This window comes from Enterococcus sp. AZ149 (assembly GCF_051714285.1).
In the GTDB taxonomy this organism is placed as follows: domain Bacteria; phylum Bacillota; class Bacilli; order Lactobacillales; family Enterococcaceae; genus Enterococcus_D; species Enterococcus_D entomosocium.
The window spans coordinates 877,506-897,234 of sequence record NZ_JBIORO010000001.1 but is presented as its reverse complement, the minus strand read 5'-3'; the positions used below and the strand labels follow the sequence as shown (position 1 = coordinate 897,234).

The following is a 19,729-nucleotide window of genomic DNA, read 5'->3' as shown; positions in this document are numbered from 1 at the left end:
TAAAGCGCTTTATGGCGTTACTATAGCAGATTTTTTTCTCTCACCTGCGAAAGTTCGCAATTTGGAAACTGCTTACAAGAAAGGAAAGAAAATGGGCCTCTTAATCATTCGTTTATTGAATCTTTTAAATAATGCACCCACTGATTCCACCAACTACTATATCGGTTTGACCATGATCAACTATTACGATCAGATCCAAACTCTAAGTATTGGTGAATTCGCCGCTCTTTGCCATGTGTCAAAGTCAACCGTTTCAAAATTCGCCCGTACCTTAGGCTTTGATGACTATGGTGATTTAAAAGACAACGCAGCTTTCATCGAGAACCGCTTCAACAATCCGCTAAATTATCGCTCGAATATTTTGTCTGCTTTGGAGCAAGAAGGCGTAGACTCCTATTTTGACGCAGTGATACAAGACATCGATTATCTGCGGCATCATCTTGATCTGCCAGCCATCGAACGGGTCGCACAAGCAATTGTTTCGCATAAAAATGTCTTTGCTTTTGGAATATTATTCTCAGAATCGGCTGCTATTGATTTCCAGATCAAACTAGCTTACAACGGCAAGTTCATTCGGACCTTCCAAGACGATCTCGTACAGGAAGAAATCATCAAATCTGCCGATGAAGAATCGCTTTTTATTATTTTTACCAATTCCGGTGACTACCTGACCAAGCAACAAATTCGAAATGGAACGCCTCGAAAAGATTTCTTTGATCGAACCAAAGCCAAAGTCATTGTGATCACCGCCAACCCACAGATCTCGGAACTTCCCTTTGTCCAAGAAGCAATCATCTTCCCTCATCAAACCCATTTCCAAACCCATGCCTTTATGTATCAGTTCATCATGGATTTGATCGTATCGAAGTTCAAGCAGTTGACTGATCGAAAGCGAATGTAGTAATGACCCTCCATTATAGAAGAAGTGCATTTCCTCCATAATGGAGGGTTCTTTGTGAATGAGATGTCTCATTCATTCGTAAGCGTCACGCATTTATTCCTAGTTTCTTTGAAATTTTTTTAATCCTAGGCTGATATTTATTAAATTTCTCCTCATTTATGTTTTTTGTTTCACAAACTTCACTTCGGTATGGTATAATCATTTTGTTTTTAAGAAAACTATGGGAATACAAAGGAGAAGGAAACATGAAAAAAACTAAAATCACTTTAATCGCTGCATCATTGCTTATGGGAGGCACTCTTTTAGCTGCATGTAGTTCAGATAACGACACAGCTGCAAGCTCATCATCAACAGCAGCTTCAACTGCTGCATCAACTGAATCATCAGATGATGTTGTTTCAACTGCTTCTATCAGTGACCAAACTTCAGTCATTGAAAAAGCATTGGGTGCAGATGGTAACTGGATCGTTGCTGTAACTGCTGACATGACATTTGATAACGATGTAACCGTTGATGGCGAATTCCATGATAAAGGCGATGACTCAGCTGATATCTACCGTAAATTTGCATTGTACTCACAAGATGAAGACCGCAACGTAACAGCTGAGTACACAGTAACTGTTCCTAAATTGATCGTTAACTCAGAAAACTTCAACATCGTTCACGGTGTAATCAAAGGTGACGTTGAAGTGAATGCAAACGGCTTTGTATTGAACGGTGCAAAAGTTGAAGGTAACGTAACATTCACTTCAAAAGAATTCCAAGATTCAGCAACACTTGACGAAGATGGCGCTTCTGTAACAGGCGACGTAACAGTTAGCGAATAATCTTTCACTGGATTTCTGTGAAATAGATGAAGAAAAAACGAGGTTGACAAGTTGATCATTGATCCTTGTCAACTTTTTTTTGTTTTTTTATAAACAATTGCATCCGCTCTCATTACTAACATTGTGTAAGTAAGAACAAAGCACAAGAAAAAAACTGGCTTGCTTACGCAAAACCAGCTTCTTCTTTAGGCGCTTATTCTTCAATAACTGCCCACTTGTAATCGTATTGCGCACCGGCACCGTGAGAAACGACCCCTTTTACTTTTGGTGCACGTAAATGAGCTTCAACGTTTTGGTACACAGGGATAACCCCTTGTTGATCCATGATGATTTTCTCTGCATCCAACAAATCTTGCCAGCGGGCATCTGGATTGCCAGCATTTGTCGTGGCAGATGATTTCACTGCTGCATCGTACTCATCGCTTGTCCAACGACCTCGGTTGTATGAATTATCGGTTACAAATAGATCTGTAAAACTGCTGGCATCCGCATAGTCAGCACCCCAGCCACCCATAACGACATCAAAATCACCTGAGTTTGAACGATCAAGGCGAACGGAGAAAGGTACTGGACTTAGGCTAACTTTCACCCCATCAAGCGTATCTTGAATCGCACTTTGAATATATTCAATGGCTTTTTTGGTTGAGTCTGTGTCAGAGGCCAAAATTTCAAAACTTAAAGAATCGATTCCCAAAGCCTCTTTGGCTTTTTCCCAATGTTCTTTGGCTTTTTCTTGATCGTATTCAATGACACTTTCCGCTTCATCGACAAAATCAGTATTATCAGTTGGGTTAAAGGTCATTCCTTTTGGTATCAATCCTGTGGAAGCCAATGAACCATCACCTAAAATCGATGTCACTAATGCATCACGATCGATGGCATAAGAGATTGCTTTACGCAGATCCTCATTGCGAAATGGCGAATCTTCTTCTCGCTGATTCAACTCGATATAGGAAGTACGGGCTAATGGTTCTGACACAAACGCTTCATCATTGGCCATTTGCTGCGCCAATTCTCCTGTTAAGATGACGTCGTCCGCTTGCCCATCCTGGAATAGATTCAAAGAGGTCGATGATTCTTTTACGACACTGACATTGATCGTATCAAGTTTCACCGTATCTTTATCCCAATATTGGTCGTTCTTTTCATATGACCATTCTGTATCGGTTCCTGGACCATCAAAGCCAGCTAACACAAACGGTCCATTGTAAACGGCATTGTCGCTTGTTGAAGCATATTGATCGCCGTTGTCTTCTACGACTGCTTGGCTTTGTGGGAAGAAGGATGGAAATGCCAATAAGTATTGGAAGTATGGCGTAGGTGTCGTCAGCGTGATTTCTAATTCATAGTCGCTGACTGCTTTGATCCCCAATTCTGAGGCATCTTTTTCACCTGCTGTTATCGCTTCGGCATTGGTTACGGGCGCAAATAAGTACGCATATTCAGAACCTGTTTCCGCACTTACGGTGCGTTGCCAGCCAAAGACATAATCCGCTGCTGTTACTGGTTCTCCATTTGACCATTTGGCATCTTCACGTAATTTCAATTTATAGGTCAGACCATCTTCACTGACTTCCGCTAATTCGGCGGCACCTGCTGGTTCGGGCTTACTATCAGCATCTAAGCGGTACAACCCTTCATACACATTATTTAAAGCACTGAAACTGATCGTATCGGTGGCTAAGGATAGATCAGCACTAGGCATTTCTTGTTGAACCACAACATTAAAAATTTGTTCGGCAGCTGCTGTCCCACTACCACTTGAACTTTCACCTGTACTTGATGTCCCTCCTGTTGAGCAACCTGCTAATACGATTCCACAAACAGCGATGACACCATATCCCCATTTTTTCTTCATCTTACCTACCCCTTATGAAAATCCAAAATTTTCAGAATTATTACAAAACTCTGAATGTAAATAAGATTTTAATAAATATTAATTATAAAAGCAAGCTATTTTTCTCATTTTATTATTATTTATTTTTTATGTTAACACTGCATGTTATTATTTATGACACAAAAACAAAAAACACAAAGCGAAAGAGATCGCGCTTTGCGTTTTTTTATCTTTGGATAGAAAAGTGGATTACTCCATTTTATAGCTTTGACGCGTCACTTTCCCCTCTCGTACCGCAGCGATAATAGTTGGAATAGCCCCAATCGCCGTAAAGAGATAGACCAGACCTAAGTTCCCGTAATATTGACTCGCTTCCAAATACCCTTCACGAATCAAATCAGGTAAAATACGGAAAGCGTAGAAGACATCAACGTCTGTGTAATAATTCGCTACACTGATCGACCAGTCGATACGATTCCCGACATAGACCATAATGATCATGACGATGATACTACTAATAATACCTTTTGTACTGAGTTTTCCACCTAATAATTCATACCCTTTGATGGCACAGATCGCCATTGCGATTCCAGACAATGCAGCTACATATCCCAGTTGTCCTAATAAAATAATTGCGCCGGCACCAATCAGTGAACCAAGAAACGCGCCCACTGTTCCAGCTAGCCAATTTTCTTTTTTCTGCCCTTTTTCCCGTTCTTGTGCAAGGACCGCTTCTTGTTGTTTCTTAAAGCAAGCTTCACACGCAATGACGGGAGTGCCGCTAATAGCATACAGCGAAACCGGCTCAGTGATCGTTCCGCAGAAGGTACAAGCATTTTGGTAAGCTTTCGTCTTCAAGAAATTCGTCAATTGGTCCAACGCAGTACGGATCTTGTCCACAGTTTTCCCTGCAGTCATCGCTCCGCGTAATGTATAGGCAACTTGATATCCTTGGATCACACAGTCGGTGATCTCTTTTGACTCACTTAAAACTTCTTTGACTTCTTCTTGGTTCGGAAGTTCCCCCTCTTTGCTAAGGGAAAAATGAGCCACAAGAGAATAACTATTGTTATTCTCTTGAACTAAAAAAAGTTTATAACTATGATACGTTCCATAAATCACCCCGGTGGAAGTATCAACTGAGAGCCCCAACGGCTCGGCAAATTTGGTCAATGTCTTCTCGATCTTCTTATTCATTTTTCTCCTTCTTTCCAACAAACACTTACCTTTTTAGGTATAGCTAAAAGTTTAAGGAGAGTAGAAATGAAAGTCAATCAATTTGTTCAAAAAACCTAGTTTTTTTATTTATTCTGTGACAAATCGCCGCAATGCATCAGCAACCCCATGGTCTGTATTGCTAGCCGTCACAAAATCAGCTTTTGCTTTGACCAAATCGGGCGCATTCTCCATCGCAACACCGATACCGGCTGAAGCAATCATTGGCAGGTCATTAAAATTATCGCCGATCGCTAAGGTTTGCGCCAGCGGCACTTGGAAATAGGCCGCTAATTCATTTAGCGCCTTATCTTTTCCCACAGCTTGATGAGTGACTTCCAAATAATTCTCTTTGGATAAATAAAAGGCGCTTTCTAATAAGTCAGCGTTCTGGCAGGCAGCATGAAGCGCTTGGATTTCTGCCGTTGTGCCGATCAAAAGAAACTTATGTACCTCAAAAGCTTCTTGTGCCAACAGTTGTTCCAATGAAGTTTCCAAAGGGGTCTCTTTGGTAATCGCCGCTTCTGCCTGTGCCCACTGATCCACTCTTTCGCAATACCACTGATCACCAGAGTAGACATTGATGGAAACGGCAGGAAAATCAGCTTTGATGCGAGCAACCAAAGTCTTTGCTTCTGCTTTTTTGACCTCATGACTAAATATTGGTACAAGCGTACCCGTATGATCGTACCGTCCAATCAGGGCACCGTTGTAGCAAGCCAAGGGCCAGTCTTCTATCTCTAATTCTTCAGCTATCGGTAGCATTCCTTTCGGGGAGCGAGCGGAAGCCAAAACAAAAGGAATCGCTTGCTGCTTCAACCGTTTGATTTCTTCAATCAAAACCGGATCGATTTGATGTTTATGATCCAAGATCGTCCCATCGATATCACTTAAAATAAACCCAATCTGCTTTTTTTCCAAATAAACCATCCTTTCCCATTCCCATCCTTTTTACGAAAGCGAATTGATCCATCGCTTTCGACCAAAACAAGCGCCGTTTCCATAAAACGAAAACAGCTTTCTTGTCCTTCTTTGCTTCCAGTTTACCATACTAGCCAATGAAAAAAAGAGTGCATCGCTGCACTCTTAGGAAGTATAGATATAAAACTCGATTTCCTTCTTGATCGGCTTTTTGATCCAGCGTTTCACAGCAGCTGCCCGCTTCAAGCCCATATGCTCATAAAAACCGTAATTACAAGTGGTATCGGTATAAAGGAAAAACGGAGCTGTTTTATCATGCTGGACCATCGCTAAGAAGGAAGTAAAGAGTTGCTTGCCTACACCCAATCCTTGTGTTTTGGGACTAACGGCAAACAAACCAACTTCGGTCTGAAAAGGAATTTGTAAGTCTTTCAACATCGCTTGATTTAACTCAGCCACCTCTTTGGCATAATGCAGCAGCGTGTTTCTCCCTTGATTAGAAAGCATTAAGCAGCCAGCATGCCACATCGTTTTCCCCCAATAGCGCATTGGATGAAGCTTCTTCCCTCTTTTACTGTCTGCTAATAAGATACCGACAGCTTCACCATTTAAAAGAGCCACACGTGAATAGGTAGCACGGGCAAGTTCATAACACAAAAAGACATGAGCAAAGTGTTTGGCGGTCTTCTGGTCAAATTGCTTGTCGTAGTTCCAGCTATCAATAATTACTTGCACAAGCGCAGGCAGATCTTCTCGTTTAAATGGTCGATATGTTACTTGTTTATTCATTCTATCTTCCTCCCAGTAGTTGACTATCTTTAGTATAAAGTTTACAGTAACTGTAAAGTCAAGGAGGAACGCCATGAAAACCAAATTAAAAGTATCGGAAATGGCACGCTTAGCGCGAATCAATACTCGGACACTCCACTATTATGACGAGATTGGGCTATTTCAACCAAACAGCAAAGACGAGAACGGGTACCGGTATTATTCCCTTGATCAACTTTTGGATCTCGGATTGATCCTGTCATTGAAAGAATTATCGATGCCCTTAAAAGAGATTCAAACAGCGTTGCAGGGGGATGCCGAGACCATGAGAAACTTATTGGAAGCCAAGCGGCAAACCATCGATGAAAAAATTCAGCAGTTGACCAACATCCAAAAAATCATCGAACGAAAAGCAGCGGACTTGCGTCTGGCTGCAGAAAAAACTTCCCCCTTCACCTTGAAGGAACAGCCAGAGGAGTATTTCTCCCTTAGTCCTAGATTAAACGGCAGCAGCATCCCAGAGATGATCACCCAAGCCTACGACCTTTTGATGGCACAGCCTTATCTTTTCTCGAATAACGAATACGGTTTTATGATTCGGACGAACAAAGACAATACGCAGGACATCGACTACGTTTATGTGCGGCAAGAAGAACCACAACGAGCTTCCTTCGTGAAACCAGCAGGTTGCTATTTAACCACCATTTATCAGGGGGATGACGAAGGATTGAAGCAGTTCTATCAAAAACTCAAGCAGCTGATTGCAGCGCACCAATGGCAAATCGATGACTACTTCTATGAACGATCGATCCATGAAACGACCCTTAGCAACGAGCAAGCTTATTTGACAGAGATCCAAGTACGGATTTTATCTGAGGAATAAGGATTCGTCTAAACAACACTAAAAAGTAAATGAAAAAACGCAACGACCACGAGCAGTTTCTTTCGCCTCGCCGTCGTTGTGTTTTAATTAAATCAAATGGTTTTCTTTCAACAGATCGCCAATGTAGGTATGTTCGGTTTTCTTAACGAAGCCTTCCAATAGTTTCCGTTCGATAAATGGTAGCTCCATTTCCGTGATTTTTTTCTTATCGGTCAGATAATAGACAGCTTTGGCCAAGGTACGCAGATCATAAGCGGAAGCAAACACTTCTGGTACCCCGCGTTCCACATCTAATAGCTGATAAACAGCCTCCATTGCAGTCCGAACGGAATACTCTGTTGTAAAAACAGTGTCTCTTTCAGTCTCTGCGAAATTACCGATAAAAGCTAAGTTTTTGGAGCCATTTGGTATAACCAATGGCCGATCCCCTGGCTCACGCAGCATGAAGTAGGAAGTGATAAACGGCATGTAAACCGGAACTGCCACACTTGATTCTTTTGAAATGCGTTGGATTTCTGCTTCCGGCACGCCTAAATGGTAAAGCAGTTCTTGCACGATTTCTTGTCCCGAACATTGTTCAATTGGTTTTTTGATGTAGTTTCCTGGCGTATTTGACAACAATCCATACACCCATGTGATCGTTTGTTGGTCTTTTTGTTCTTTAAAGTGCGGTTGGCGATGGGTCGCAAAGCTCATCATCCAATTGGAATCTTTGATGGTGACGATCCCCCCAGTGACGATTCTGCCTGTTCGCAACTTGCGATGGGTCAATTTTTCTAAATAAGGTTCAACATCAAAATTTTGCCAAGTGACAGTTGCCGAAACAAACCAGCTTTCTTCAGGTAAGTTTTCATAAAAGACTTCTGGATGACCAAACTCAGGCGATTGCGCCGCCAAGTTTTTCCATAAACGCCAGCTACCACCAGGTGCTTTTGAGATAGGCGCTGGAGTATAATGGTCCCCTTGCGTGGAACTTTCAGTGATCGATCCGTTGGTAACAAAGACCAAGTCATCTTCTGACAAAGGAATTTCTTCGATTGCCCCCGCTTTTTCTAGCACAAGTTTTTGAGCAACTTTTTCCTCGCCCACGATCCGAACATCGATATTGCTGACTGTGCATTCATATTGGAAGTCGACTCCTTGTTCTTCCAAATAAGCAAGTAGTGGTTTGACCAATGACTCATATTGGTTGTAACGGGTAAATTTTAACGCGGTAAAATCAGGCAAGCCATCGATATGATGCACAAAACGCAACACATAGCGCCGCATTTCAATCGCCGAATGCCATTTTTCAAAGGCGAACATCGTACACCAGTATAGCCAAAAATTGGATTCAAAGAATTCTTCGCCAAAAACATCTTCGATTTTTTTCCCGATCAATTGATCTTCTGAAGTCATAAATAATTGAGTCAATTCTTTTTGTGCTGTAGCAGACAAGGTAAATTCTCCATCATCTGCTGCTCGTTGGCCGCGATTGTGGATGATCCGACAGTTAGACGAATTTGGATCATCGTGATCCAACCAGTAAAACTCATCTAACACCGAAGCATCTTCCACCTCCAAAGACGGAATCGAGCGAAATAAATCCCACAGACACTCAAAATGATTTTCCATTTCTCGACCGCCGCGGGTCACAAATCCATCATGGGGAATGAATTTTCCGTCTAATGAACCGCCTGATAAAGAAAGTTCTTCAAGGACGTGGATTTTCTCACCCGCCATATGGCCGTCACGGATCAAGAAGACTGCCGCAGCAAGTCCTGCTAATCCACCACCAACAATATAGGCTTCTTTCTTTTCGACATCTTTCGGTTTTCTGCTTCTTGCAAAAGCTTCGTAATTTCCGTTCGTATATCTCATGTAGATCCCTCCTAATATTGGTACGTTTTTATGGTATCAGTAACTATTTTTTTTGACAAAAATTTGTACTAGTAAAATCAAGTGATTTTGACAAATCGGCCTTTTTGTCAAAAAAACAAGGGCAAAGTCCCACCTTTTAGAAGATCTGCGCCCAGCACAAAAAGCGCCCCTAAGAAAACTGATTGCAGCTTTCTTAGGGGCGTTTCTAACAAAGGACAAACCCTTTGCCTTTTCAATAAAATATTTATTTCACGCGTAGAGCGAAGCTAGCAGTCGAAAAGCCTGATTGTGCTTCGGTGACTGTATAACCCGTGCTTGGCGCATGGATATAGCTTGTATTACTTGTAGCGATCGCTACATGGTAGGTATTCCCTTTTTGACCCCAGAACAGCAAGTCGCCAGCTTGTGCTTGCGAGACAGGAATGATCGTCCCTGCGCTTTCTTGTGGGACTGTCCAATCACCGATGTTTTTGCCCGTCACTTTTAAGAAGACGTAGCGTGTAAACCCAGAACAGTCGAAGACATCTGGTCCTTTGCCTCCCCATTGATAAGGAGTGCCGATATGTTTTCTAGCTTCTGCAACGATCGCTGCTCCGTTCACGCTCATCGGAACATTAGTATTGCCTGCGTTGTTATTGTTGCCAGGAGTCGTCGCACTGACTTCTTTGACATATGCTGCAGATACCCAGCCACCCGTTGATAACTTATACCAAGTGGTATTGCCATTGACTGACGTGCCTTGTTTTTGAGCCACTGCTTTGAAGGTCGCATTACTGCCCAAACTGCTGACCACACTTGCAGAAGTCGATGCATTTGAGCGCACATTCATCCCAGTGGTTGTTTGGAACGTCTTATTGATGGCTTGCTCACTCGCATTGCTTGAGCCGTTTGATGAACCAGTATTGTTTGAACCTGTGTTTGAATTATTGTTATTACTTGTATTTCCAGAACTAGACGTGACGTCACGCACATATGCCGCTGTGATCCAGCCACCAGTCGATACTTTGTACCAAACATTGGTGCCGCCAACGGATGTGCCATTTTTCTGGGCAACGACCTTCACCGTCGTGCTGTTGCTTAGGCTGCCAACGACACTGCCGCTTGTTGACGCACTCGAACGAACATTTAATGCCGCTGTTGTTTTCACGTTCTTGCTGATAGCCGTTTCTGCAGAAACACTTGTATTGCCGCCAGAAGAACTATTGCCTGTGGAGCTACTGGAAACATCTTTGACATAGGCTGCCGTGATCCAACCGCCTGTGGACAATTTGTACCAAGTGGTCGTGCCATTCACCGATGTCCCACTCTTTTGTGCAACGACCTGTACTGTCGCATTACTGCTCAAACCGCGTACGACACTAGAACTTGTCGTTGCATTTGAACGGACGTTCAATGCAGTAGTAGTTTTCACTGATTTCGAAATTGCTTTTTCCGATGAAGAAGACGACGAATTGGACGAGCCTGTATTGGCAGAAGAAGAGCCTGAGGTGCTCTTCACATAAGCCCCTGAGATCCAGCCGCCTGTTGATAGCTTATACCATATTGTATTGCCATTCACTGAGGTACCGTTCTTTTGAGCCACCGCAGTGATTGTTGTATTTGCTCCTACACCACTTACGATAGAGGCGCTCGTTGAAGCATTTGAACGAACATTCAGTGAAGCTGTTGTTTTAAATTGTCGATTGATCGCCGTTTCAGCTGACGATCTGGCAAGAGTAGCAGTTGTGTTGGTTGATGACGAAGCGTTCGTCGTTTCGGTCGCATGAGCAAGAGACGTAAAGACACCTGAAGTTGATGCTAACGCTGCTGTGATACCCAATCCTTTTTGTACGAAAAGGGACCGTTTTTGTTTCACTAAACGCTTCCGTTTGATTTTCCGAGATTCCAATAAAACACCCCCTGTACCCCATTTTAACAAAAATTAATATTTTTTGATATTGTTTTCGTTTTGTATTTTTTTAATTTGCGTTTAATAAAACGTGTCATTTATTTTCCTGCGTTATTCTTTTTAATCACTTTCTCTTTGACGCTGACCACTGACACTATATTTACAAAGATTTCTATAAACAACAAAAAAATGCTATTTCATTCAACGTTATTTTAATTCGCGAATAAAAACAGGATTTTTTTTGCAAACAAACCCACTTTTTGAAAATCAAGACTGTTATTTGAATAACATTTCTTTCCTGATCCCCTTTTTCAAAAATCGATACTAAAATCACCCATTTATCATTCCTTTTTTACACACGGGATTCTGTGAAAAAGTTTTTTCAAAAAGAATGCTTCTTTCACAAGTGTGATCGACGCTATGATGAAATCCTGTTACATCGCTTCCAACCGGATACGAATTTTTTGATAGAGAAGTCCCTCACTTCTACCGAAAGAAATATTTTCACAATGTATTTCATACGAAAGTTTATAATACCAAGGAGAAAACCAAGAATTTGCATAAGTTTGTGAAATTATGCTATACTAAAAAAAAGGAAGAGGTGACCGAGTATGAAAACAAAGACGAAAGAAAAAGTTTATGCTGAACGACAACATAACTACAAAACGAAAAAAGAAGAGATTTTCAAAAAAGCCCTAGATTCCGTACCGACCACAGACAAGAAAAAAGAAGAACAGAAAAAGAAAGCGTAGAATCCTGCGTTTTCTTTTTTTGTTGATCTGTAAAAAGACGAGGCTTCGCCGAAGGGTGGCGAGTCTCGTCTTTATTGTAATCGAAAAAAAAGCAGGCTATGATACTTTCTATCTCAACCATTGTCAATTCACCTTGAAAATCACCGAATGACTACCATCAATGCAATAAAGGGAAACTCTTCCTCAAAAGAAGCGACAGTTTCTTATTCCAACGGGTCTTAAACACAATATTTAGTAGGCGAAAACACGTTCCTACAATATATTGTGGATAAACCTGTTGAAACTGTGCATAACTAAAAAGCCTGCGATTTTTTCGCAGACTTTTTAGTTATTGACATGCTTGAATTAATCTAGAGATAAATAATAGCTCACATTATCTGGTAACGGTTTAAAGCCATTCTTTTTGTAAAAATCCGCTGCGGGCATACTTTCTTCGGTATCTAACAGGATCGTTGGAATCTCTTTCTTGAGCAGATCCTCTTTGATCATTTCTAAGAAAGTGGAACCCAAGCCCTTTCCTTGGTGCGTGCCTGTAATTAAAAAGGTGTCGACCACATACTCTTTTCCTTGATACCAGGGCTTGATAAAGCCCAATGAAAGACCAATCAATTCATTCGATGATCGGTTTGTTAGTCGATAACCAATAAAAGTATTCATTGCCATCATTGATGATACATAGTCGGTGATTTGCGGCACTGTCAATTGGTCATTCCATGGTTCTGCTGAAAATACAGCAATATAGTGGTCCACGACTTCTGCTAAATCTGCCGTTGTTAATTCACGCATGCTTACGTTCTTTTCCATCCTATCTCCTGCTTCCCTTTCTATTTCGGTCGAGCCTATACTCGAAGAATCCACTAATTTTTGTGCGTGTATCAATCATCGATTCGTTTTGCATAGCCATTGCCATAACTGATATAACGGCGCTTTTGGTTGACGGCCATTTTTTTATGAATCTCTGCTTCAAGATCAATGGAAAGGATTTCTGCTAACCCAAGAAGATAAATCGCCACATCCGCCAATTCTTCTCCTACCTCTTGTTGCTTCCGATAGGCATCAAAGGCCTCCCCTATTTCACCATATAAAGCCAAAAACTCTTTTTCAATATTGGTGACATTGAATTGGTGATCAATCTTGTTTTGATAAATCGCTTTTTGCATTTCTGATAGTTTCATAGTCGCTCCTTTTGGGATAGTATACCATTTAATTAAAATTCAAAATAGAAACTTAGTAAAAAAATCACCTCAAAAAATAGTGACCCCAAAACGTTAGAATTTTGATCTAACTTTTGTAGGTCACTATAATATAGGATTCCCTTTTTTTATTCTGCCCGCTCCAATTCAGCAGATTTGATTGCAACCCGTTGAGCGATTTTTAAAAATGGAAAATAGATTGCTACACAGACGACGATGATGATCACTTGAACCAAAACAACTTTAAAATCCCCTTTTGATGCCAACAATGCACTAAGAATTGGTGGTGTCGTCCAAGGAACCATCACAGAAAGTGGCTCAATGAATCCTACTGCGGTAGCAAAGTAGCCAATCAACGTCGCCACAATTGGACTTGCAACGAAGGGAATGATCATGGGTAAATTGAAGACGATCGGTAAACCAAAGATGATTGGCTCATTGATATTAAAAATACCCGGAGCTAGGGATAGATTGACGACATCCCGAAAAGGTTGGTAATTGCGGACGAATAAGAGCACTGCAATGATCAAGCTGATCGTAAATCCAGTCCCGCCTAGTTGTGCGAAAACCGTCACGAATGCTGAATTTAAGATATTGGGCGGCGCAGCACCGTCCTGCACGGCTTGCATGTTTTCATTCATATTGACTAACAGCAATGGATCTAATAAGGTGCCATTGATGACGGTTTGGTGAATGCCTAAAGTAAACAGAAAGTTGCCCGTTGAATAGATGATCAAGAACCCAAAAATCGATGTGTTCAATAAACGCAGTGGTTCTTGGATCACTGTGGAAATGATTTGAATCAGATCGGTATCAAAGGCTGCTAGCACGGTCGCAACTAAGGCAAAGAAAGAAATCACTAAAATAGCAGGGATCAACGTGCTGAAGGATTTGCTGACGGCAGGAGGAACTTGATCCCCTAAATTGATTTTTAAGTGCTTGTTTTCTGATAGCCGAATAAATAATTCCGTGGCAACTAGCCCACAAATGATTCCAGAAAACATCCCTTTGGTCCCGACATCATCAAACAGCATCACACCACTGATGGTCACTTCTGCTTGGGTGCCTTCTGGCATCACGGCATGAGCCATCGCCAACATGACCACTAAGCAAGTCGTTGCCACAAAAGTTGCATTGATAGCGCTTGGATTATTTTTGTTGCGACAAAGGAAGTAGGCGATCATCGGAGCAATCAGCAAACCGGCGATATTCAATGTTCCATTGGTGATGGAATTGCCAAACACTTGCATTCGCGCCAAGGCAGCCCCTTCTAAGAACCACGGAAAGAAGACATTATTAAACAACACAGCGATCCCTGCGATAATAAAGGCAGGCATTAAGGTCGCAAACGCATCACGAAGACTTTTGAGATGAACCTGATTGCCGAGACGGACCGAAAACTCTGTAAATTTATCTAAAAACGTGCGCTTTTCTGCTGCCATTTTCTGTTCCTCCTATTCTGCATATGGGTTTGTATAGATCGTACTACCATTCGTTTTGATCACTTCTTTGAACCATTCATACGATTTTTTCGGCACACGTTTCATATCTCGCAACTCATGATTGCCACGATTGACATACACAAGTCCGTATCGTTTCTCCATATCACCTTGAGAGCTCAAAATGTCGATCAGTCCCCAGCCAAGATAACCAAGACAGACCACTCCATCTTCCACCATCGCTGCAAACATCGCTCGAATATGCTCTTGATGGTAGGCAATCCGGTAATCATCTTGAATCGGTTCGTTGCCATTCCAATGCTCTCTGACACCAATTCCGTTTTCAATCGGAAACACTGGCAACCGGTACCGCTGATAGACTTTATTTAAGACATCACGGAAGCCGAGCGGATCAATTTGCCAATTCCATTCCGTCGTTTCAATATACGGATTGTCTTGTTTTCCAAAAGTCATGTACCGATTTGGCGGCGTTCCTTCAGGGATTTTTTCAGCGTTCAAGGTAGAAGAAGCATAATAGCTAAAGGCAATGTAATCATTTTTCTGCGCTGCGATCGCTTCTAATTCCCCAGGTAAAATATTCATATTGAGTTGATGATTTTTCACGTATCGGTCTTGTGCTGCCGAATACTTGCCGTGCGCATAGCAATCTAATAAAGCAAAATTCGCAAATTCATCAAACTCTCTTGCTGCTTTGATGTCTTGTGGACGACAAGTCGCTGGATACGCTTCAGAATACGCCAGCATGCCGCCAATCTTCGCATTTGTTGTTTCATGAAGATAGTTACAGATCTCTGCATGGCAAACCATGACATTGTGGAAAATTTGATACAATTCTTCTGTTGTTTCTTCCCCTTCTAAATAGCCGCTGATCTTAAAACCATGGTCTTGGTGGAATAGATTTTGTTCGTTAAAGGTTAACCAATAATGGACTTTATCCGCAAAACGATCCACCATTTCTTTACCAAAGCGAATGAATGCGTCCTTCACTTCTTTGCTGATGAACCCGTTATAGGTTTTCGCCAGATGCAGGGGCATATCAAAATGATACAAACAAATCATAGGCTCGATTCCTCGAGCTAACAGATCATCAATAAAACGATCGTAATAGGCGATCCCTTCTTCATTAAAAGCACCATCTCCATCGTGAACGACCCTTGACCAAGAAATTTGGAAACGATACATGTTCATCCCCAAATCTTGCATATAATCAAAGTCTTCTGTATACGCATGATAGTTATCATTTGCTACATGCCAATCGCTAGCCTGTTCCGAAGCTTCCCGTATATCATAAACGGATAAGCTTTTACCACCTTCATTCCAACCACCTTCTGTCTGCATACTGCTGACACTGTTCCCCCAATAAAATGTTGTCATAGTGATTCCTCCATCATTTGTATTCGCTTACAAAACCTATTATAATTAGGTGAAATCGGCATGTAAATTTTTCAAACACACATGTAAAGCTTTTTCTGTACATTTGAATTGCAGTTGATTCTTTAATGATATACCTTGTTTTTATCCCCTTCAAACAAAACTCAAGTCCATGAATTTCTTTACATAAGGAGTGATGACTATGACAAAATACAAAGAGATTGTTGATCAGTTGCGGACGAATATTTATGAAGGTGTTTTTCCAGCTTTATCAAAACTACCGGAACAAACGGCGTTAGCCAAACGATTTCAAACCTCGCGAATGACGATCCAAAAAGCGCTAAATCAACTGAAGCAAGAAGGCCTGATTTCCACCAAAAGAGGTCATGGCACCTATGTCAATTCAGCGACCTACCAAGGACAGATCAATGAGTATATCGGTCTAGTCAACCGATATGGCGGGCGGCATAAAGTGCAAAGTAAAATCATTAGTTTCAATGTTCGTTTCCCAGAAGCCAACGAAATGGATTACTTGTCCTTGCGAGAAAACGAACCTGTTTATGATATCGTACGACTGCGCTATGTTGATAACGAACCCTTTGAATTGGAGTACACGATCATGCCCATCAAAACCATTCCCGATATTGATATGGCGATCCTTGAACACTCGATCTATCGATATATCACTGATTCCTTACACCTCAAAATAGGCCCCGCCATACGTAAAATCCGTGCCGACAAAGCGGATTCCTATGATATCAAATATTTAGAAGTTGATCCCAATGATCCGATCTTAGAATTAGAACAAGTTGCTCGTCTCTCCGACGGGCGGCCCTTCGAATTTTCACAAACTCGTTATCCTTACCAAAATCGTGAGATTTACTATCTTTCTGAACCTTAATGGCAAAAAAACAAGTCTGAAGAAAACTCAGACTTGTTTTTATTGTCTAGGAAAGGTGAACTCGTTAAGATTCTTCGTTTTTTTTCGCCGTTCGCTCGGGACTGACCCAAACGCCGCTACCGTAGCCAAGGATGGTTTTGACGGCTGGAATAAAGGGAGTGACGATCGTTATGGCATTAATCATCCAGTAAAACAGCATGTAAAAAGGGGCAAAGCGGAAATACTTCAGCTTGCTGCGGTTGTCATCCGCCAAAAGGCTGGTAAATAGCTGCATGACCCCTGCAATCATCTCAAAACAAACGAAGAGAAAGGCCATCGTAAACATATGGTAGATCCGCTCGTAATTCCCAGTTGCCCCATAATAAATCAGATAAAAAACAAACAAAGCCGAAGACAACCAGAAAAAGAATGACCAGATAATACTTAAGGACTGATCCACAAACATGGCGGTTCGTCCGATATTTTCAAAAGGGTGTAAGAAAACTTTTTTAAAATTGGTCAACCACACTTCCGTTCCGCCTTTCGCCCAACGTTTCCGTTGCCGATAGAGCATCTTGAGTGTTTCTGGCACCTCCATGAAAAACATCACTCGTGACGCAAATAAGGACAACCAACCATGGAATTGATGGTCCCAGGCAATACTGATATCTTCCGTGGCACGATTTTGTCGAAAGAGACCAACATCCATCAATGCGGCTCTACGATACATTGTGTTGGCACCGCTATAGGCATAGATGACGCCGAAAACGGCTTGCTGGGTTCGTTTGATAATTCCTACGATACTTGAAAATTCAACGGTTTGTGATTTCCCGACGATCGTTGTGCGATTTTGAACGTCCATATTCGCCGTAATGGCAGAGATATTGATGGAATCTTGGCGGATGAAATAATTGACATATTTCCACAATGCATCAGGTTCAGGGACCGTATCTGCGTCGTTGCTCAAAATCAATTCCCCTTTAGCAAACCCTACACCAATATTAAAGGCATGGGCTTTCCCTTGGTTTTTTTCGATGCGCAAAACCCTTAGATTCGGGTACTGTTCCATCAATCGGTCTAGTATCACAGGAGTTTGATCCGTTGAGCCATCATCCGTCACCAACACCTCATAATTGCTGTAGTTTAGATTGTTCATTAAATAATGAATCGTGTCTTCAATTACGACTTCTTCATTGTGAGCCGGTACCATAATGGTGATCATCGGCTCGATCTCTTCGGGGATCGGTATCCACTCTAATTGACGATAGCGGAACAAAAAACGATTGCAGATCACCCCGATGAACCAAGCAAAGCCACCTAAAATGGGATACGTGAACAGAATCATTAAAACGACCGTTAAAAATGTATCCAACCACGGGAACCCAGTATCAAAATTGACAACCATCAGCCCACCCCATTTCTACGGAAAAGTTCTTGGATCTCCGTTTCTCCAATGTTTTGCTCAGGAGCAACGGCATAGTACTTGGCAGCGTGACGCTCTTCTTTCGTTCCGAAGCGTTCTTCGTAAAATCCTTCTAATACTTCTTTACGTTTTTCTAAGGCAACTTCGTCATGCATCGATTGCTTTTGTAGCAATCGTTTGAAACGGCGATTGTTCCTCAAGGTCAACAAAGTAAATGTCAGAACCAAGACCAAAAAAGAAATTCCTAAGAACAACGCCAAAAAATCAAAAGTCACTGCTTCTTCCAGATATGTCCGAAAGGCGATCCGATCCGCCAGATTCGGTAAAGTCAGCGGGATGGCCAGCCAGACAAACGGAACCAAGACCATCAGCCAAGCAAGAATCGTCAAAATCGTTTGGCGGGTCTTCAAAGCAGAACGACCTTTTTGAAAATACGCATCGGTGACCAACCGTTCTTTGACTTCTTCCCGTGTCACTCGTTGTTTCATTTTACTCACTCCTTAAAAAGTATTTTTTTGCTGTGAAGAAAAAGAAGCAACAAAAGCACGTCGTCTTTTGATGGACCTGCTTCGTTCTTCTTTTTGACCTACTTGGATTTCTTGCCAACTTTCAACGCATTGAACAGCGTGTGAAATTGGCCTTTAAAGGACATCACTTGCTCAAACACATCTTCCCCATCATTCAGCATCTTGACGGTCACCCAGCCTAATGCTTCGGTAATACCGCTAGCCACACTGGCATTGATCGCAGCTCCGGCAACGGTACCAACTGCTGGGATAAATTTCAAGATATTGCCAACGGCACTGCGACCGAAACTCACAACGACTAGCTCTTTCGAGATACTTTTCGCTAACCCTTCACGCCATGTTCGCCCAAAAATACGATACAAACGGGCCATCATTGTCATCTGAACTGGCACAAGTAACACTGCATCTGAAAAGGGAATCGGTGAACAGCCGATGATCGCCGCCGTCAAAGAAGCCGCATGGATCGTGCGGTGGGCTTTTTTCCGCGTTTCATCATCTACGCCAACCAAAAACTCCTCAAACACCTGATCAAATTGATCCTTGCTTTTCGCTAACACTTTTTCCGCCTGAGCTTTTGATCCGTCATAGCCTTTCATCACAAGGGCAGCCGATTTTTTCGGCATTCGCTTCATGACATCCGCAAAAAAAGAAGTAAATTCCGCTTCTTCTTGCAGCTCTTCTCTCGTTTGACTTTGCTCGACTTGAACGGACTGTTCCGTTAATAATTCATTTTCGTTTTGCTTCTTTTTGCGTTTTATCCATGGTTTTTTCAAAGAAATGTCTCCTTCTTTCGACTCATTGTTCATTTAAAAATCAAAGTGAGCCATGATTTTGTTCCTCTTTCTATTTTAGCTCAGGTTTTTCAAGATAGCGAAAATGTAGCTTGAGAGAGCTTACACTTGCTGAAAAATGCAAATTTGCATCTTTAGATTATTTATTTATATTATCGTTTTTTTATGCTATGATACACAAAAGGAGTGGATCAAATGAAAAAGAAATTGAATTGGAAAGTCCTTTTTTATT

At 41.8% G+C, this 19,729-nt stretch carries 18 protein-coding genes; 5 read left to right on the top strand and 13 right to left on the bottom strand.

Going from position 1 to position 19,729, the window contains the following annotated elements; genetic code table 11:
- Positions 1 to 91: 91 nt before the first annotated feature.
- A complete protein-coding gene (locus IGI94_RS04185; RefSeq protein ID WP_008377267.1) occupies positions 92 to 901 on the top strand; it encodes a MurR/RpiR family transcriptional regulator in 810 nt (269 codons plus the stop codon).
- A 245-nt stretch (positions 902 to 1,146) separates the two neighbouring features.
- A complete protein-coding gene (locus tag IGI94_RS04180; protein WP_005237347.1) occupies positions 1,147 to 1,728 on the top strand; it encodes a polymer-forming cytoskeletal protein in 582 nt (193 codons plus the stop codon).
- A 193-nt stretch (positions 1,729 to 1,921) separates the two neighbouring features.
- On the opposite strand, the gene IGI94_RS04175 is transcribed toward IGI94_RS04180, so the two are convergent.
- The 4 genes from IGI94_RS04175 to IGI94_RS04160 form a co-directional block, all read right to left on the bottom strand.
- A complete protein-coding gene (locus tag IGI94_RS04175; protein ID WP_005237349.1) occupies positions 1,922 to 3,586 on the bottom strand; it encodes a peptide ABC transporter substrate-binding protein in 1,665 nt (554 codons plus the stop codon).
- 228 nt (positions 3,587 to 3,814) lie between these two features.
- Positions 3,815 to 4,762 carry a hypothetical protein gene (locus IGI94_RS04170; RefSeq protein WP_005237351.1) on the bottom strand — a complete coding sequence of 316 codons (948 nt, stop codon included), beginning with the start codon at positions 4,760 to 4,762 and terminating at the stop codon, positions 3,815 to 3,817.
- A gap of 108 nt (positions 4,763 to 4,870) precedes the next feature.
- Entirely contained in the window at positions 4,871 to 5,710 is an 840-nt protein-coding gene (locus tag IGI94_RS04165) for a Cof-type HAD-IIB family hydrolase (protein ID WP_438899489.1), read from the bottom strand.
- 156 nt (positions 5,711 to 5,866) lie between these two features.
- On the bottom strand, positions 5,867 to 6,490 hold the full coding sequence (locus IGI94_RS04160) for a GNAT family N-acetyltransferase (RefSeq protein ID WP_008377258.1): 624 nt from the start codon (positions 6,488 to 6,490) through the stop codon (positions 5,867 to 5,869).
- Between the two features lie 73 nt (positions 6,491 to 6,563).
- Here IGI94_RS04160 and IGI94_RS04155 point away from each other — a divergent pair, with 73 nt between their 5' ends.
- Positions 6,564 to 7,352: a MerR family transcriptional regulator gene (locus IGI94_RS04155; RefSeq protein ID WP_016613781.1), complete on the top strand. Its 789-nt coding sequence runs from the start codon at positions 6,564 to 6,566 to the stop codon at positions 7,350 to 7,352.
- A gap of 87 nt (positions 7,353 to 7,439) precedes the next feature.
- Here IGI94_RS04155 and IGI94_RS04150 read toward each other — a convergent pair whose 3' ends face one another.
- Positions 7,440 to 9,212: an oleate hydratase gene (locus IGI94_RS04150; protein ID WP_086332105.1), complete on the bottom strand. Its 1,773-nt coding sequence runs from the start codon at positions 9,210 to 9,212 to the stop codon at positions 7,440 to 7,442.
- Positions 9,213 to 9,456: 244 nt separating this feature from the next.
- On the bottom strand, positions 9,457 to 11,100 hold the full coding sequence (locus tag IGI94_RS04145) for a C40 family peptidase (RefSeq protein ID WP_008377254.1): 1,644 nt from the start codon (positions 11,098 to 11,100) through the stop codon (positions 9,457 to 9,459).
- A gap of 611 nt (positions 11,101 to 11,711) precedes the next feature.
- On the opposite strand from IGI94_RS04145, the gene IGI94_RS04140 reads away from it, so the two are divergent.
- Positions 11,712 to 11,852, top strand: coding sequence for a hypothetical protein (locus IGI94_RS04140; RefSeq protein ID WP_005237363.1), 141 nt, complete (start codon positions 11,712 to 11,714; stop codon positions 11,850 to 11,852).
- A gap of 345 nt (positions 11,853 to 12,197) precedes the next feature.
- Here IGI94_RS04140 and IGI94_RS04135 read toward each other — a convergent pair whose 3' ends face one another.
- From IGI94_RS04135 to IGI94_RS04120, 4 genes are all read right to left on the bottom strand, one after another.
- Entirely contained in the window at positions 12,198 to 12,656 is a 459-nt protein-coding gene (locus IGI94_RS04135; RefSeq protein ID WP_438899488.1) for a GNAT family N-acetyltransferase, read from the bottom strand.
- Positions 12,657 to 12,727: 71 nt separating this feature from the next.
- Positions 12,728 to 13,027: a MazG-like family protein gene (locus IGI94_RS04130; RefSeq protein WP_005237365.1), complete on the bottom strand. Its 300-nt coding sequence runs from the start codon at positions 13,025 to 13,027 to the stop codon at positions 12,728 to 12,730.
- 146 nt (positions 13,028 to 13,173) lie between these two features.
- Entirely contained in the window at positions 13,174 to 14,487 is a 1,314-nt protein-coding gene (locus IGI94_RS04125) for a PTS sugar transporter subunit IIC (protein ID WP_430619378.1), read from the bottom strand.
- 12 nt (positions 14,488 to 14,499) lie between these two features.
- A complete protein-coding gene (locus IGI94_RS04120; protein ID WP_438899487.1) occupies positions 14,500 to 15,879 on the bottom strand; it encodes a glycoside hydrolase family 1 protein in 1,380 nt (459 codons plus the stop codon).
- Positions 15,880 to 16,078: 199 nt separating this feature from the next.
- Here IGI94_RS04120 and IGI94_RS04115 point away from each other — a divergent pair, with 199 nt between their 5' ends.
- On the top strand, positions 16,079 to 16,777 hold the full coding sequence (locus IGI94_RS04115) for a GntR family transcriptional regulator (RefSeq protein WP_034868333.1): 699 nt from the start codon (positions 16,079 to 16,081) through the stop codon (positions 16,775 to 16,777).
- A 64-nt stretch (positions 16,778 to 16,841) separates the two neighbouring features.
- Here the strand turns inward: IGI94_RS04115 and IGI94_RS04110 are convergent, their stop codons facing one another.
- The 3 genes from IGI94_RS04110 to IGI94_RS04100 all read right to left on the bottom strand — a co-directional run bounded on the left by IGI94_RS04110 (position 16,842) and on the right by IGI94_RS04100 (position 19,512).
- Positions 16,842 to 18,161 carry a glycosyltransferase family 2 protein gene (locus IGI94_RS04110; protein WP_438899486.1) on the bottom strand — a complete coding sequence of 440 codons (1,320 nt, stop codon included), beginning with the start codon at positions 18,159 to 18,161 and terminating at the stop codon, positions 16,842 to 16,844.
- Positions 18,161 to 18,667: a hypothetical protein gene (locus IGI94_RS04105; RefSeq protein ID WP_420657454.1), complete on the bottom strand. Its 507-nt coding sequence runs from the start codon at positions 18,665 to 18,667 to the stop codon at positions 18,161 to 18,163. The genes IGI94_RS04110 and IGI94_RS04105 overlap by 1 nt, the downstream gene beginning before the upstream one ends.
- A gap of 98 nt (positions 18,668 to 18,765) precedes the next feature.
- Positions 18,766 to 19,512 (bottom strand): YcjF family protein, encoded by a 747-nt coding sequence (locus IGI94_RS04100; RefSeq protein ID WP_194188517.1) that lies wholly within the window; start codon positions 19,510 to 19,512, stop codon positions 18,766 to 18,768.
- Positions 19,513 to 19,729: the final 217 nt, after the last annotated feature.